Below are 16211 nucleotides of genomic sequence, written 5' to 3' on the forward strand. Positions count from 1 at the left end.
CGGCGGCCCGTTCTGGGCGCGCCTCAATCGTAGCCCGAGACGGTCCCGGGCTGACAATTTCGACTGTAATGGACGTTCTTGTTTGACTAGTCGTTTAAGAACGTCCCCAACGACTACCCCAGCAACGCCGATGTTTTGGCAAAGTCAATCTGCCGGCTTTTGGGGACGCTCCTTATCTGCCGGCACAAAAGGAGCGTCCCCAAGTGACGCAAAAAGCCCGGGCAAAAGCACCGGGCTCGTAATGCAAGTTTGTATCCAAGCAGGATATAGGGGTTTCCCAGGTGCCCGAGATTGCCCCGAAAGAGGAGCGCCGCGTACTTTGGTACGCAAGCGACGGTTTGAGGGGCAAGGTCGGGTGCCTGGGGAAGCCCTACAGCTCGAGTTCGTTGAGGCGCAGGATTGCCACGATGTAGATCTTGAGCGCTTGCTTGAGCTGTTCCTCGTTGGCACACTCGTTGGGACCGTGCATCTGGCCGCCCCACGCGGGCAGCTCCAGACCGGTCTCCTCGGGGCCAAACGATACGGCGCGGGCAAAGTTGCGCGCGTACGTGCCGCCGCCCATGGCAAAGGGCTCGGCATGCTTGCCCGTAAACTCGTTATAGGTATCAATAAGCGCCTTCACGGCCGGATCGTCGGCAGATACCGAGAACGGCACCTTCGCGCGACCCAGCTGGCACGTCACGCCAAAACGGCCCACGAGCGGCTCGAGCTGCTCGCGGATGGTATCGGCACTCGTGCTGTCGGGGAAGCGCACGTCGATGACCTGCTCGATATGGCCATCCGCCACGCGGATGACGCCAGCGTTGCAGGTAAGCGGGCCAAACGCCGGACTCGTCGCATCGATACCCAGGCCGCGGCCATAGGCATCCGCATGCACAAAGGCCAGGAACTTGACGAATTCGTGCTCGGCAGGCGTCAGCAGGCGCTCATCGCGTGCACCAAACGCGTCTTCGGCCTCGCGCAGATACGCCACGATGAGGCCGACGGCGTTGATGGTGCCCTCAGGCATCGAAGCGTGGCCGCCAATACCGTGGGCGAAAATCTGCGCATGCCCGTTATCAAGCGCCGTGATCTCCAGGCGGTCGGCGTTCTCAACGGGCGCCGGCAGCTCATCGGCGGCAATCGCGAGCTCGCAGATGGACTGCGACGGAATAGCGTTGCTCGCCTCGGCACCGCTCCAGGACACAATGCGCCCGCCGTCGATCTTGGAGCTCACAAACGTCGCCCCAAACTGGCCCTTCTCGGCATTGCAGACCGGGAACTCGGCATCGGGCGTAAACAAAAAGTCGGGGTCTGCGTGGTTCTCCAGATAATGGTGAACGTCGGACATGCCCACTTCCTCATCGCAGCCCAGCAGCGCGCGGAAAGTGTAGCGCGGGGTAATGCCGTGCTTGAGCAGATAGGCGCCGGCGTAGAGCGACAGCACGGCAGGACCCTTGTCGTCGATAACGCCGCGGCCGAGCAGCCAGCCCTCGCGACGCTCCATCGCAAACGGGTCGGTGTTCCAGCCGGGGCCGGCGGGCACCACGTCCACATGGCAAATGGTCGCGAGTTGCTTGTCGCCGCAGCCCGGGATATCGGCAATGCCCACATAGCCCTCGTCGTCGCTCGTCTGGTAGCCGAGCTTTTGCGCAATGCCGAGCGCGCAATCGAGCGCATCACGGACCGGGCGGCCAAACGGCGCGCCGGGCTCCGCATCGGCAGAAACTGCCACGGACGGATAACTCACCAGCTGCTCGATATCGGCGACGACATCCTCCCAGACCTCGTCGACATACTCGGCGACGCTCTGCTCCACCTGATTCATGGACGACCTCCTTACCAATGAGCGGCAAGCGTACCCGCCCCTCACATTTAGTTCCTAGATAGAGAAAAGTTTAGCAAGCTCAGCCACCGAGTGCACCACCGCATCGGCACCCGTCGCTTCATGCTCACCCGGCGCCGCCGCGCCCGAATAGATGCCGATGCACGGCACGCCCATCGCGTGCGCGCCCTCGACGTCGTTAAAGCGATCGCCGATCATCACGGCCTCGTCCGCGGCCGCACCCAAGGCCGTCAACGCGTCGCGAACCGAATCGGCCTTGGTCTCGCGCCCCTGCGGAGGATTCATGCCAACCACGGCTTCGAACTGAGAAAGACCCAGCTCATGCACCATGTCAATGCACTTTGCCTCCATACGCGATGTCGCGACGGCCATGCGATGACCCTGCGCCGCCAAGCCATCGAGCAGCTCGGGGATTCCGTCGAACACGGGATACTCCTCCGGACCCAGCTCGTCAAAATAGGCACGGTACTCGTCGGCCACCACGAGCGACTCCTCGCGCGTAAAGTCGTAAAAGTCGTGGAAGCTCTTCCACAGGGGCGGCCCGATCATGCGGCGCAGGTCACCCATCTGCGCCTCCGAAAACCCGCGCGCGGCCAACGTTTTGCGTGTCGAGGTCATCACCGCCCGGCCCGTATCTGCCACCGTGCCGTCAAAATCGAACAGCACGACCGGCCGCCTGCATATCTCCAACGCCTCCATCGGCATTCCTCTTCCCCAGTTGACGATTTCCACACCGACACTTCAAACTGTTGACTATTCAACAATTGAACCTAGCAATGTAGAGCAACTCCACTATACTTGTCGCACTTTGCTCTCAATCGGCGGCGCCGTGGCGCCCCATCGAAAGGTGCAATTATGTCTTTTGCCATCATAACCGACTCCACGTCGGACATCTCCCCCGCCCGCGCCCAAGAGCTCGGTATTTACGTGATTCCGCTGCATGTGATTATCGAGGGCGAGGACCTGCTCGACCAGGTGCAGATTACTGCCGAGGAATACGTCGCGCGCATGGCCAGCTCTGAGCAGCTGCCGCACACCTCGCAGCCGAGCGCCGGCGAGTTCAAGGCGCTGTTTGACCGCGTGCGCGCCGATGGCCACGACAGCGCGATCTTTATCTCGCTGTGCAGCGAGTGGTCCGCCTGCTATTCCAACGCATGCCTGGTCGCCGAGACCCACGAGCTCGACGTGCGCTGCATCGATTCGCGCACCGGCTCGGGCGCCGAGGGCTTGCTGGTGGAGTACGCGCTGGCCATGCGCGAGGACGGCCGCAGCTTGGACGAGACCGAGGCGCAGATCCGCGCGACGCTGCCCGACGCCCACCTGCTGCTGATTCCCCGCACGCTCGAGAACCTAGTCAAAAACGGCCGCGCCCCCAAGCTCGCCGGCCAGCTGACGCAGATGCTCAACATTCGCCTGGCCGTTTCGCCGGAGTGGCAGTCGGGCGAGATCAAGGCCATCAAAAAGGGCCGCGGCGCCAAGCGCATCGTTGCCAACACCATGGCAGACTGCCTCACGTTTTTGGACGAGCACCCGGGCTCCAGCGTGCGCGTACTCACGACCGGCGCCGCTGAGGAGCAAAAGCTCGTCAGCCAAGCGCTCGCAGGCCGGGACTACGTGGACGCCGGCACCGGCCCCATCGGCTGCACCATCGCCACCCATGTAGGCGTCGACGCCATCGCCATCAGCTACTGCCCTCGTTACCAGCCCATCCACTAGGGGCACCTTTACCACTTGCGGTGGAATAGGAACTGTTTTTGGCTTATCAGCCGCAAATCAATCCCTATTCCACCGCAACTTAGAAATCGGCGATCAGCCCAGCGGACCCTGAAACAGTTCCTGATGAGTGCCCATTCTCACCAGCCTAATCACTGGGTTAGTCTTATGGGGAAGATAAAGAACGACCACATCGACCAAGCCATCGGATAGGTGGAAATCGATGTGGCCGTTGTAGTTTCCGCCCGGGTTTGAGAGCTCGTGGGCGCCATACTCCGCCGGAAGTGACCCATGAGCCACAAGCTCTGCAACCGCCGCTTTAAACTCACTTTTTAGCTGCGGATGCATGCGCATCGTTCGTTTGTAGTCCACCTTAAATTGAGCCTCGACTTTAATCTCGAACATCGCTATTCCTCATCGAGGAATGACATAAGCTCATCAGCGTTATTGAATGACAGGCTATCGTCCGGCAAAATCCCCAGCTCATGAGCCTCGGCGATCACCATGGCGCGCCTCGTCACCTCGTTGGGCACCTCCGCCCTTCCTACAATCTCAAAAGGAATCTTTCGCTGATTTACCAGCTGCCGAACAGCAAGATTGAGATAGGAATTGAGGCTGAGGCCGACCGAATCCAAGAACTCAGTCGCCTGCTCCTTGAGCCCCTCTTCGATTCGAACCGTCGTAGGCTTAACTGTTGCTGTAGACATTTGCGACCTCCTCGCCCTCGTCTTTTACACCAGTATACCCAATACGCATGGCAATCTGATGTTAGATAACATCAGATTGCCATGCGTATTCATGTCGCGTGGGCACGATTGATCTACATCAGCCCGCTGAGCGCAATGTCAACGGCCTCGTTGAGGTCGTCGGTAATGTGTACCAGATCCGGATCGAGCGGGCTAATCATACCGGTGCTCATCACCGGGCCGTTGAGCCAGTCGAATAGGCCCTGCCAGTACTCGGTGCCCACCAGCACGAGCGGCATGCGCTTGACCTTGTGCGTCTGCACCAGCGTGAGAACCTCGAACATCTCGTCGAGCGTGCCAAAGCCGCCGGGAAATACGATGGCGCCCGAGCTGTACTTAACGAACATGGTTTTGCGCACAAAGAAGTAGCGGAAGTCCATGCCGAGGTTCACGTATTTATTGAGCCCCTGCTCGTGCGGCAATTCAATGCCTAGGCCAACTGACTTGCCGTTGACACTCGCCGCTCCCCTGTTGGCCGCTTCCATGATGCCGGGGCCGCCACCGGTGATGACCGCCACGCCACGTTGCGCGATCTTGCGCCCGACGGTACGCGCCGCCTTGTAGAGCGGATCGGTCTTGGGCGTGCGGGCGCTACCGAAGATGGTCACCGCAGGTCCAAGCTCGGCAAGCGCGCCAAAACCATCGACAAACTCTGCCTGAATGCGCAGCACGCGCCACGGGTCGGCATGCAGCCAGTCGGTCGAGTCCTCGGGCGCCAGCAGGTTGGCGTAGGTGTTGTCCTTAGGAATCATGGGGCCGCGCATGACCACGGGGCCGCGGCGGTACGTCTCGTCGTAGGCAGGCTCGCCCTCGACGTTCTCATTCTTAATCATGGGTACTCCTATCGAGAAAAAGAAAAACGGGCGGGGTCGACGCTGTGCGCCAAACACCCGCCCGAACATCAACTATTCGGTATGGTACCCACGATGCATCAAGTGCTTGCAAGCTATCGGTCATCGGTCGCGCAAGCGGTGTTAGCAAACGTGATGACCGGCCGGCGCTCGCCCCTTGCCGTTGCCCGCGCTCTGCAAGCGCCCGTGCTGCTCTTAGTAATCCACCGCCGCAGGGCTGTTCATCCAGTCGCTCACGAACGCGCCGTAGCGGCCCTCGATAATGGCCTGGCGGGCCCGCTGCATAAGGTTGAGCAGGTAGTAGATGTTGTGCATCGAAAGCAGAATGCCGCCGAGCATCTCCTTCTGCGTGACCATGTGACGGATGAGCGCACGGCTGTAACCGCCCGTGCACACCGGGCAGGTGCAGGTGGGATCGATGGGACCGTCGTCGTGCGCAAAGCGAGCGTTGCGGAAGTTGAGGCGACCCTCGCTGGAGAATGCCGTGCCCATACGGCCGGTGCGCGTCGGCAGCACGCAGTCAAACATGTCGATGCCCACGCCAACGCCGCGCACGAGCGTGGTCGGGTTGCCGACACCCATCAGGTAGCGCGGCTTATGCTTGGGCATGTACTCGCTCACGAGCGGCGCCAGGGTCTCGAACATGGTCTCGTGATCCTCGCCCACCGAATAGCCACCGATACCATAGCCCGGGAAGTCGCCGCACTCCTCCAGATGGCGCAGCGAGCGCAGGCGCAGATCCAGGTGCATGCCGCCCTGAACGATGCCAAAGAGCGCCTGGTCATCGCGGGTATGCGCCTTATAGCAGCGCTCGGCCCACATGCTCGACAGCTCAACGGCGCGCTCAACGTAGGCGCGCGTGGCGGGATAGCCCGGGCACTGGTCGAGCTGCATGCAGATATCGGAGCCGAGCTTCATGGCGATTTCCATGTTGTCCTCGGGCGTCCAAAACACGTGGCGGCCGTCGTAATCGTTGACGATAAAGCGCACGCCCTCATCGGTGAGCTTGACGGCATCGTTGTGGCTGAAGACCTGGAAACCGCCCGAGTCGGTGAGGATGGGGCCGTGCCAGTTCATGAACTTGTGCAGGCCGCCCAGCTCGGCGATGGTATCCTCGCCGGGACGCATGGACAGATGATAGGTATTGGCGAGCACGATCTGGGCGCCGAGCTTCTTGACAGTCTCGGTAGGAATGCCCTTGACGTTTGCCTTGGTGCCCACGGGCATAAAAATCGGCGTCTCGATGTCGCCGTGCGGGGTGTGCAGTACGCCGGCACGCGCGTGCGTCGTCGGATCCTCGGCAATCAGGTCGAATTTAAAAAGGTTCTGGTCCATAAACTGGAACTCCTTGGTTGCGGTTCATACGCAAACCATTATACGGGCAACCCGCAAGAAGCACCGACTCGACAGAAACTGGCGCGAGGAGGATACGGCAGGGACACGGCAAATGAGCGTGGATTTTTGGACGCTTACCGGATGAGCGTGGATAATCTCCCACTTTTGCCCAAAGCACAGCCCAAAAACGGGAGATTATCCACTTTCATTCTGCGGGCACTCATTTAAGTACGTCCCCGATGAGTGGAGCTATTTACCAGCCACGGCAACGCCGATATTTTGGCAACGTCAGCGAGCGGGTCGCATTTGAGACAAGGTGCCGTGAAATGAAAGGGCGCTGACCTTCTGGTCGCGCCCTTGAAATTGAACGGCAGATTGTCCAAATGCGGCCCGCGCAGCGTCGGCCGGTCCGCCGTTCGGTAGAACGGCGGAACCCCTAAGGACGCTGGCCCATGCCACCCTCGAGGGTGACGGTCTCGCCGTTCATATACTTAAAGTCGGGACCGCAGAGCTGAACGACAACGCGGCCGATTTCCTTCTCGACGTCGCCGTAGTGGCCAGCCGGCGGCATGTGGACGTTGGCCTTGAACGCCTCGGGATAGGCATCCTGGAAGTTCTCGAGCGCAGCGGTCCAAGCAAGCGGGCAAACGATATTGACGTTGATGCCGTCCTTGCCCCACTCGTTGGCAGCGACGCGGGTCAGACCGCGGATGCCCTCCTTGGCAGCGGCGTAGCTGCACTGGCCATAGTTGCCAAACAGGCCGGCGCCCGAAGCAAAGTTGACCACGGAGCCCTTGGTCTCCTTCAGGTGCGGGTAGGCCTTCTGCATGTACAGGTAGGTGGCATACAGGCCAGAGTAAATGGCCAGGTTAAACTGATCCATGGTGTGATCGGCAATGGTCACGCCCGAGGCGCTGGCCTGAGCATTGTTGACGACGGCGTCGATGCGGCCGAACTCCTCAATAGCCTTGTCGATGACGTTCTGGACGACGGCCTCGTTGTCCTGACCAGCCGAGACATCGGCCTGAACAGGCAGAACCTTGACGCCGTACTCGGCCTCGAGGGATTCCTTGGCAGCCTCGAGCTTGGCAACGTTGCGGCCGGTAATGACGAGGTTTGCGCCCTCCTTGGCAAAAGCGATATCGATACCGTAGCCGATGGAGCCAGCGGAGCCGTCCTTGAGCGTGGCCTTGCCGCCGCCGGTGACGATCACGGTCTTACCAGTGAAAAGTCCCATATAAAGTCCTTTCAAATCGCGACGGGCCTGCCCGTCGACTGCGCGCATCCAACTTCACGCGCCAAAAGCTGAAATGCAACTTTAGCGGGTTCAAGTGAAAAATAAAGCCCCTGGCAGGCGAACGGCGCAACGTCTTTCGGCGAAGGGAATGTCAAGTACAAACTGGATAAAGTGGCCGAGTTTTTGCTATCGACGCGAGCCATCGAACACGTTTTGAAACTTTGCTGCAGCGCGCGGGATGTCGGCGCGAGACTTTATCATAGGGTGACAAACAACGATGAGGAGCACATGCCTATGACAGACGAGCTGGACCCCCAGACTCAACAGCATATTGATGATTCCGCAGACGTCACTGCAGATGCCGACGCTGTGACCTGCGATGATATTGACCTCGACGGCCCATTCTTGGACGAAAGCGCTACGGCGGAAACCCCTGGCGCCGAAGATGCAGACGAGCAAAACGACGATGCGCCCGCTCAGGACGACCGCCCCGTACAGGATGCTGCTCCGCAAGCTGCGGGCCCTATCGAGGTTTCTTCGGAAGAAGAGCTCGACGCCGTCATGGACTCCATGATGGATGCCGTCAAAGCGATGAAAGACGCCGTGGCCGACGCTGACGTTGACGCCGAGGAAGAGGAGGCCGCCGAGGCAGCCTCGACCTTCGTACCCGGCGAGACTCCGGTTGCCGACCAGGGCAGCACCATGCCCTCGTTTCTGCAGCTCGAGCATCCCACGATTGGCACCGATGCGGTCGACCCGCACGCAGCAGGCTTTTCTGTGATCGAAGGCGGTACCGGCAATATCGCCGTGCCGCAGACTGCCGATGCGGACGCTGCCGACACCGCTCGCCCGACTGCCCCGCACTCCCCCGCCGCGAGCCGCGATCTGGGGACCGCTGTCTCGAACACTGCGAACGCCGTGGGCACCTTTATCGCCCAGGGCGCCTCGGCCATGCGCGAGATGAACGCCGCGAAAAAGGCACTTGCCGATGCCCGCGCCCACCTGGCCGAACTTGAGCAGCGCATTGCCGATCAGGCCGAGGAACTCGAGACGCGCCAGGATATCGCAGGCCGCTACGACCAGATCGTCGCCGACCAGCGCCAGGCGATTGCCACGGCCCAAAAGACTGCAGCGGTCGCCGAGATTGACCGTGATGTCCACGCCTCCAAAGCGACAGAGCTCAAGGGTCAGCTCGAACAAATGAAGACAGAGGATGACGCGACTGAGCTCCGCCTGAAGGCCGCGCTCGACGCCGTGGAGGCCCGCGAGGCGAGCTCACGCGAGACCGGCAACCGCCTCGTTCGACGTCTTGAGGATTCCAAGCGCATCCGCGACAAGGTGAAGGCAGAGCGAGACGCCGGCATTGCCGCCGCACAACAAACCGTCGACGCCACGCGCGCCCAGCTCGAGACGCTGCGTCATGAGTATGCCGAGCTGCAACGCAATCCCTCGGCAAATCCCGCCAACTATACGGTGCGCACCAGCGAGCTCTCGATGCAGATTTCCGACACGGCAGATGCCCTGCGTAAAGCCGAAGAAGATGTCCCGCGCATCACCGCCGACCTTGAGCACTCGCTTGCCGCAGCCGAGCAGGCCGTCGAGCAGGCTCAAGCCCCTATCGCCGACGCAAAACGCGCGCACCAAGCCGTGACGACCGAAGCCGATGCCGCGCGCGACGAGCTGCAGACGGCGAAGACCGCCGCCGCGACTCGTCAGCGCGAACTGCGCGAGAAGATCGCTGCCGAGGACAAGGCGCGCCGCGACCAGGAGCAGACCATCGCCAACGCCCAAGCAGATGCCGCACATGCACAGTCGATCATCGAACAGGCGACCGAGGTGCACGACCACCCAGAGATCACCGAGTCGCTTGCAGGGTCCTTGGCCCGAGACAATGCCGAACACACCGAGACCGAGCGAGAAGTCGCCCAGCTCGAGGCCACCGAGGACGCGGTGCGCGAGCGTACCCGCGACTCACGCATCAAATTCACCGGCGCCATCGTCTGCATCGTCGCCGTAGTTCTAGTGATCATCTTGATCTGGCTGTTCGCGAGCAAGTAACCACTCCCCAACGATTACAAGGACTGTCCCCAGGTGCCGGCAAAAAAGGAACGTCCCCAAGTGCCACCTAATGAGAGTGGATAATCTCCCACTTTTGACGAAGAAACACGCCTAAAACGGGAGATTATCCACTCTCATTCTGCAGGCACTCATTTAAGTACGTCCCCAATGAGTACCTGCCGATGGCTTGGCAAAGTCAGCGAAAACCCGCCAGAGCGAGCAAGGTGCCTTGAAACGAGGCGGCATTGACCTTCTGGTCATGCCGCCGAAGTTGAAAGGCAGATTGCCGCTCTGGCGGGTTTGCAGCGTCGAGCCGTTACGCGGTTCGTAGAACCGCGTAACTAACAAATGAGCATCGCATCGCCAAAGCTGAAGAAGCGGTAACGTTCTTCGATAGCAGCAGCGTAGGCATCCATGATCTGGTCGCGGGTGGCCAGCGCGCTCACGAGCATCATGAGCGTGGAACGCGGCACGTGGAAGTTGGTGATCAGCGCGTCGACCACGTGATAGGTCGAGCCGGGCATGAGGTAGAGCTGCGTCGTCGCGTTCTCGCGCACCACGATGTCGCCGCGGCCGAGCGTGTCGGCGCCGTCCTCGCGGCCTTCAAAATAGCGCGCTGTCACGGCCGGATCGGACACCGGCGCCTCAGCGTCAAACGCGCTTTCGAGCGAGCGTACTGCGGTAGTGCCGACGGCGATCACGCGGTGCCCCTCGGCCTTCGCCTTATGCACGGCGTCGACAACCTCCTGCGACACGTGGTAACGCTCGGTGTGCATGACGTGCTGCATGGGGTCGTCCTCCTCCACCAGACGGAAGGTATCAATACCCACCTCGAGCTCGACGGCGGCAAACTTCGCGCCCTTGGCCTCGATAGCGGCCATGAGCTCGGGAGTAAAGTGCAGACCCGCCGTAGGAGCGGCAGCCGAGTGCTCCTCCTTCATGGCGTAGACGGTCTGGTACTTCTCGGGATCGCCCTCGTAATCGGTAATGTAGGGCGGCAGCGGAACGTGACCGGCAGCATGAATGGCCTCGTCGAGCGTGCGCGGCTCTCCAGCGGCATTGCAACCGGCCGGCTCAAAGCGCACCAGTCGGCCGCCGCGGCTATCGGTGACAAAGTCGACGACCTCGGCCGTCAGCACCACGGGCGCGCCCTCGGGTGCATGGGCGCCGCCGGCGCGATACTCAATCTGAGCACCGGGCTTCAGACGCTTGCCCGGCTTGACCAGGCACTCCCAAACGTGACCCAGCGGATCAACATCCTCGCGGCGCTTGAGCAGCAGCGTCTCGACCACACCGCCCGAGCCTGCCTTGCGACCGATAAGACGGGCCGGCATCACGCGCGTCTGGTTGATGACGAGCACGTCGCCCGGCTCGATATAGTCGATGATGTCGCGGAAGATGCGGTGCTCAACGGTACCGCCGTGCTCTAGCGGCGTTCCTGTCTCGGAGCCTTTGCGATCAACCACCAGCAGGCGGCAGGAGTCGCGCGGCTCGGCAGGAGCCTGGGCAATCAGTTCCTCAGGAAGGTTGTAGTCAAAATCATCGGTACGCATAGACACGTCGGATACTCCTTATATAGCTAAAGTCCGCTCTACATCCTAGCAGGCTGACGTCCCAAACGAACTACTTTTTGGCGGCTTTGCGCTCGTCGCGGATGCGGGCGCGGTCCATGGCCGCCTCGACAGCAGAAAAGCGGCAGCCGCAGTAGTTCTGTCGATACATGCCCAGTTCGCGCGAACGGCGCGTAGCCTCGGGATAATACGGGCGAAAATCGCGAATCACCGGGGTGAGCCCATGGGCGGCCGCCAAACGCTCAAGCACGTCATTGCAGGTGTCGAACAGCTGATACGGCGAGACGGCGAGCGTCGTACCCACATATTCAAACCTGCGCTCCTGGGCAACGCGGCATGCCTCGGCCAAGCGCAAGGCATAGCACGCGCGACAGCGACGGGGACGATCGGCACCCAACGGAGCCACGCCGGTTTCCCAGCGTTCGCGGTCCTCCCCGGCCTCGATGAGCTCGATGTCGCCATCGGCACACCACCGGCGCAGCTCGTCCAAACGACGCTGCCATTCATCGCGCGGCTGAATATTGGGGTTGGTCCAGCAGATCGTGGGTTCAAACCCCTCCTCGCGCAGCAGGCGAACCGGCTCAAGCGAACACGGCGCACAGCAAGCGTGCAACAACAACGGCCTCATCAACATCTCCTCACCCGAAAAAGCGCACGCCAAAGGACGTGTCCTCGCAGGCGGCAATGCGGCGGTCGCGCAGGATCGTCCGCACGTAATACCAGTCGCCCGTGCATCCCGAAAGGTGCAAACCAGCCGCCAGGTAGCACAGCAGCGGATACCCCGAAAACGCAAATCCCAGGGCAAACGCCGCCGTCACAACAACCGTCGGCGCCAGGCAAACCGCCATGTACCGCCGGCGCGAATACACAATCCCCTCGGCGCAGGCATAGATCATGCACGTCTCACGGTTCGCTCCAAAAGTCACGTGCGCACTCGCGAGCGCCAGCAGCTTAAAAAACACACCGTGCACCAGCTCGTGCACGGCAAACGACGCCATTGAGACCGCAGCCAAGCCGACTATCCAGCCCACGACTGCCGTCCAGCCGCCCGCATCAGCAGCATCCAAGTCTGCAGGCCCGCCCAGCAGCATAAACACCGGCACCAGGCACACGGCAAACACGCCGACTACGACCATCCCCCACACGAAGCAAGCGTGCAGAAAATCCTCGTCTTCAAACGCATGTATGTTGGAAATCTCATTCATAGCATCTTAGGATAGCGCCCCTGCCACGTACCCGTCCGCATGTGCGATAATGTCGAACGATATGCACGAATTGACCACCGCGCCGCCGAACCCCGTGCCCGGCCGCGCTCTTACCTATATGCGAAGGAGTCCCATGGCATCCAAATACTCCATGAACGACCGTCCCAGCTGGCCGCGCCGCGCCATCGTTACCGCCGGCGAGCCCTACGGCAACAAGGGTCTGCACTTTGGCCACGTCGGCGGCGTCTTTGTCCCGGCCGACTTCTTCGCCCGCTTCCTGCGCGACCGCCTGGGCCGCGAAAACGTCATCTTCACCTCGGGCACCGACTGCTACGGTTCGCCCATCATGGAGAGCTACCGCAAGCTCAAGGAGAACGAGGGCTACGACAAGTCCATCGGCGAGTATGTCGAGTCCAATCACTCCCGCCAGGCCGCGACCCTCAACAACTACAACATCAGCTGCGACATCTACGGCGGCTCGGGCCTTGAGCCGGCGGCCCAGATCCACAACGAGGTGACTGCCGAGATTATCGAGCGCCTGCACGAGCAGGGCACCATCTCCAAGCGCTCCACGCTGCAGTTCTACGATGCCAAGGCCGGCACGTTCCTCAACGGCCGCCAGGTCATCGGCCGCTGCCCCATCCAGGGCTGCAAGTCCGAGAAGGCTTATGCCGACGAGTGCGATCTGGGCCACCAGTTTGAGCCCGAGGAGCTCATCGCGCCCAAGAGCCAGCTCACCGGCGAGGTGCCCGAGCTGCGCCCGGTCGACAATCTCTACTTTGACCTGCCGGCCTACCTCGACTTTATGAAGACCTACACCGCCAAGCTCGCCCAGAACCCGCAGGTTCGCTCCGTGGTCTCCAAGACCATGGAGGAGTGGCTGCTGCCGGCTCAGCTCTACATCCAGAACAAGTTCCGCGAGGCCTTCGATGCCGTCGAGGACCAGCTCCCCGAGCACACCGTGCTGGAGCCCGAGGGCAACAAGAGCAGCTTTACCGTCACCTTCCCCAGCTGGAAGGAGCGCGACGACGCCCACGCGGTGCTCGCCAACGGTGGCGTGCGCTTCCGCAGCGGCAAGGCACTCGTGCCCTTCCGCATCACCGGCAACATCGACTGGGGCGTTCCGGTGCCCGAGGTCGATGGCGTCTCCGACGTCACCTGCTGGTGCTGGCCCGAGAGCCTGTGGGCGCCCATCAGCTATACGCGTACCGTGCTCGCGCGCGATGCCAAGGCCGCCGGCGTGACCGAGGGCGTCGCCGCCCAGGATGCCGCCCTCATGGGCGAGCCCGCCGCCGACTCCACGCAGGTGCCCGCACCCACCTACCAGCACAGCTCGCTCGACTGGCGCGACTGGTGGTGCTCTGACGACGCTCAGATTTACCAGTTCATCGGTCAGGACAACATCTATTTCTACTGCATCGCGCAGACCGCCATGTGGGAGGCCCTGGGCTGGGACCTCACGCAGAGCACCGTCAGCGCCTGCTACCACCTGCTCTACATGGGCAAAAAGGCCAGCTCGTCCTCGCAGACGCCTCCCCCGCCGGCAGACGACCTGCTCAACCACTACACCTGCGAGCAGATGCGCGCGCACTGGCTGTCGCTCGGCCTATCCGAAAAGCCGGTGAGCTTTAGCCCCAAGGCATACGACACGCGTGTGACCGGCAAGGACAAGGACGGCAACGAGGTACGCGCCTGCGACGACAAGCGCGTTATCGACCCGGCCCTTAAGGAGAGCGCGCTGCTGACCGGCGTGTTCAACCGTCTGGCCCGCAGCTGCTTCTACGGCGTCGCCGTCAAGGAAGGCGACGAGAGCCCCTACCGCAACGGCTGCATCCCCGCCGGTGCCGCTTCTGACACCGTGGTCGAAGCCGCCCAGCAGGCAGCCCTCGCCTTTGAGCAGGCCATGTACAAGTTCGAGACGCACCGCGCGCTTGCCGTGTGCGACGACTACCTGCGCGCCGCCAACAAGCGCTGGAGCGACGCTTCCAAGGCCGCCAACAAGCTCGAGGGTAACGAGGCAAACGCCGCGATGACGCAGGCCCTTGTCGACGCCTTTACCGAGCTGCGCGTGGCGACCGTCCTGATGCACGGTATTGTGCCGGCCGGCTGCGAGCTCATCTGCGAGTACTTCGACGTCGACCCGGTCGCTTTCTTTAGCTGGGATAACATCTTTGCCTCCACGGACGAGTTCGTGGAGATCCTGGGCGAGAAGCCCGGCGAGCACCGCGTGAAGCCGCTGCCCCCGCGCTTCGACTTCTTTAGCAAGCACGAGAGCCAGTACTAAACACTCGACATGTAATGGAATGGGAAGGAAAGACGGATGTCCAAGCCGCGTCGTCGTAAGCAGAAAAAGCAGGTCAAGGCCGAGCTCAAGCTCAGGCAGTTTGCCGCCACCGAGCTTTCCGACCAGCTTGCCGCCCTTCCCTGCGCCGCCGACCTGCCGCGCTTTATGGTCGACACGGTCGCCGGCGCCTATGCGCCCGCCGATGCCGAGCTTATGATCGAGGGCTTCGGCGCCGCGGCCACACGCCCGGTCACGCTGCGCGCCAACACGCTCAAGGCAACCGCCGAGGACATCGCTGCGGCGCTCGATGCCGCCGGCATCGCCCACAACCCCGTCGCCTGGTACCCAGACGCCTTCATCCTGCCCGAGGCCCAGGTTTCCGACCTGTGGGGCCTCGGCATCTACCGCGACGGCAAGATCTACTTACAAAGTCTATCGTCCATGATGCCGCCGTTGGTCCTGGGCGCCCAGGCAGGCGAGGACATCTTGGACATGTGCGCAGCCCCCGGCGGCAAGACGACGCAGATCGCCGCCCTCACGCAGGAGCAGGCGCACCTTACCGCCTGCGAGATGAGCATTCCCCGCGCCGAGAAGCTCGAAGCCAACCTCCACCGCCAAGGCGCAAAAAACGTGCCCGTCATGCGCATCGACGCACGCGAGCTCGACGAGTTCTTCCGCTTTGACCGCATCCTGCTCGACGCTCCCTGCACCGGCACGGGCACCGTCATCAGCGGCAACGAGAAGAGTCTGCGCGGCCTCACCGAGCAGTTGCTGAGCAAGTGCGCCCGCTCGCAGCGAGCACTTCTGGACCGCGCCATGGGAGCCCTCAAACCGGGCGGCACGCTCGTCTATTCGACTTGTTCGATCTTGCCGCAGGAAAACGAGGACGCCCTGCAAGAGGCCCTCGACAAGCACATGGACTGCGAGCTTATCCCCCTCGACGGCACGCCGAGCGAAAGTGAGGCACGCCGCGCCCAGGAAGCTGGTGAGGAGCCGCGCATCGAGTCCAACGCCCTGACCGAGGCCATTGCCGCGGGTCAGGTATCGGCCATCGCCAACGGCCTGCCCGGCACGCTCACCATTCCGCCCAGCCGCGAATTTGAGGGCTTCTACATTGCCCTGATCCGAAAACGCAGCTAGTGCACGGATCCAAAACTCAACAAGCTATCTCCGTGCGCGTTTGCCCTGCTGGTCGCGATGCTGTTTAAGCATCGTGCGCTCCTTGCGTTCGGCCCTTTTGCCCTTAATGGCCGTGACCACAAAGTAGATGACCGCGGCGGCTACGATTGCGCCCACGCATAGGCCAATCGAGCCCAACATTGCCGAAAATTCCATACCGCGTCACCTCTCTTTTAAACGGGACTTTCAAGATAGCACCTCGATCAC

15 protein-coding genes are annotated in these 16211 nt (G+C 61.9%); 4 read left to right on the forward strand and 11 right to left on the reverse strand.

Going from position 1 to position 16211, the window contains the following annotated elements; all coding sequences use genetic code 11:
* Window positions 1-370: 370 nt before the first annotated feature.
* Both AQ996_RS02815 and AQ996_RS02820 read right to left on the reverse strand, forming a co-directional pair.
* Entirely contained in the window at window positions 371-1807 is a 1437-nt protein-coding gene (locus tag AQ996_RS02815) for a M20 family metallopeptidase (protein ID WP_055250866.1), read from the reverse strand.
* Between the two features lie 54 nt (window positions 1808-1861).
* Window positions 1862-2524 (reverse strand): HAD hydrolase-like protein, encoded by a 663-nt coding sequence (locus AQ996_RS02820; RefSeq protein ID WP_233506199.1) that lies wholly within the window; start codon window positions 2522-2524, stop codon window positions 1862-1864.
* A 156-nt stretch (window positions 2525-2680) separates the two neighbouring features.
* Here AQ996_RS02820 and AQ996_RS02825 point away from each other — a divergent pair, with 156 nt between their 5' ends.
* On the forward strand, window positions 2681-3541 hold the full coding sequence (locus tag AQ996_RS02825) for a DegV family protein (RefSeq protein ID WP_055250869.1): 861 nt from the start codon (window positions 2681-2683) through the stop codon (window positions 3539-3541).
* Window positions 3542-3634: 93 nt separating this feature from the next.
* On the opposite strand, the gene AQ996_RS02830 is transcribed toward AQ996_RS02825, so the two are convergent.
* The 5 genes from AQ996_RS02830 to AQ996_RS02850 all read right to left on the reverse strand — a co-directional run bounded on the left by AQ996_RS02830 (window position 3635) and on the right by AQ996_RS02850 (window position 7707).
* Window positions 3635-3943: a type II toxin-antitoxin system RelE/ParE family toxin gene (locus AQ996_RS02830; RefSeq protein ID WP_055250871.1), complete on the reverse strand. Its 309-nt coding sequence runs from the start codon at window positions 3941-3943 to the stop codon at window positions 3635-3637.
* 2 nt (window positions 3944-3945) lie between these two features.
* The gene (locus AQ996_RS02835) at window positions 3946-4245 is read right to left on the reverse strand and encodes a type II toxin-antitoxin system RelB/DinJ family antitoxin (RefSeq protein ID WP_055250873.1); all 300 of its coding nucleotides are present in this window, start codon (window positions 4243-4245) and stop codon (window positions 3946-3948) included.
* A gap of 113 nt (window positions 4246-4358) precedes the next feature.
* Window positions 4359-5117 carry an LOG family protein gene (locus AQ996_RS02840; protein WP_055250875.1) on the reverse strand — a complete coding sequence of 253 codons (759 nt, stop codon included), beginning with the start codon at window positions 5115-5117 and terminating at the stop codon, window positions 4359-4361.
* 213 nt (window positions 5118-5330) lie between these two features.
* Window positions 5331-6470, reverse strand: a complete 1140-nt coding sequence (gene tgt / locus AQ996_RS02845) for a tRNA guanosine(34) transglycosylase Tgt (RefSeq protein WP_055250876.1) — start codon at window positions 6468-6470, stop codon at window positions 5331-5333.
* A 436-nt stretch (window positions 6471-6906) separates the two neighbouring features.
* Window positions 6907-7707 carry an SDR family NAD(P)-dependent oxidoreductase gene (locus tag AQ996_RS02850; RefSeq protein WP_006235414.1) on the reverse strand — a complete coding sequence of 267 codons (801 nt, stop codon included), beginning with the start codon at window positions 7705-7707 and terminating at the stop codon, window positions 6907-6909.
* Window positions 7708-8001: 294 nt separating this feature from the next.
* Between AQ996_RS02850 and AQ996_RS02855 the strand changes: the two genes are divergently transcribed.
* Complete coding sequence (locus tag AQ996_RS02855) at window positions 8002-9765, forward strand: coiled-coil domain-containing protein (protein ID WP_055250877.1); 1764 nt, start codon at window positions 8002-8004, stop codon at window positions 9763-9765.
* Between the two features lie 341 nt (window positions 9766-10106).
* On the opposite strand, the gene queA is transcribed toward AQ996_RS02855, so the two are convergent.
* From queA to AQ996_RS02870, 3 genes are all read right to left on the reverse strand, one after another.
* Entirely contained in the window at window positions 10107-11318 is a 1212-nt protein-coding gene (gene queA, locus AQ996_RS02860; RefSeq protein ID WP_055250879.1) for a tRNA preQ1(34) S-adenosylmethionine ribosyltransferase-isomerase QueA, read from the reverse strand.
* 70 nt (window positions 11319-11388) lie between these two features.
* Window positions 11389-11964 (reverse strand): epoxyqueuosine reductase QueH, encoded by a 576-nt coding sequence (locus tag AQ996_RS02865; RefSeq protein WP_055250881.1) that lies wholly within the window; start codon window positions 11962-11964, stop codon window positions 11389-11391.
* 10 nt (window positions 11965-11974) lie between these two features.
* On the reverse strand, window positions 11975-12541 hold the full coding sequence (locus AQ996_RS02870) for a DUF3267 domain-containing protein (protein WP_055250883.1): 567 nt from the start codon (window positions 12539-12541) through the stop codon (window positions 11975-11977).
* Window positions 12542-12674: 133 nt separating this feature from the next.
* On the opposite strand from AQ996_RS02870, the gene AQ996_RS02875 reads away from it, so the two are divergent.
* Together AQ996_RS02875 and AQ996_RS02880 are read left to right on the forward strand one after the other, a co-directional pair.
* Entirely contained in the window at window positions 12675-14825 is a 2151-nt protein-coding gene (locus AQ996_RS02875) for a methionine--tRNA ligase (protein ID WP_055250885.1), read from the forward strand.
* Window positions 14826-14861: 36 nt separating this feature from the next.
* Window positions 14862-15965 (forward strand): RsmB/NOP family class I SAM-dependent RNA methyltransferase, encoded by a 1104-nt coding sequence (locus AQ996_RS02880; RefSeq protein ID WP_082435495.1) that lies wholly within the window; start codon window positions 14862-14864, stop codon window positions 15963-15965.
* Between the two features lie 24 nt (window positions 15966-15989).
* Here AQ996_RS02880 and AQ996_RS09750 read toward each other — a convergent pair whose 3' ends face one another.
* Window positions 15990-16160 carry a hypothetical protein gene (locus AQ996_RS09750; protein ID WP_156333777.1) on the reverse strand — a complete coding sequence of 57 codons (171 nt, stop codon included), beginning with the start codon at window positions 16158-16160 and terminating at the stop codon, window positions 15990-15992.
* Window positions 16161-16211 lie beyond the last annotated feature (51 nt).

The sequence above is a fragment of the Collinsella aerofaciens genome (assembly GCF_001404695.1).
Taxonomy (GTDB): domain Bacteria; phylum Actinomycetota; class Coriobacteriia; order Coriobacteriales; family Coriobacteriaceae; genus Collinsella; species Collinsella aerofaciens_E.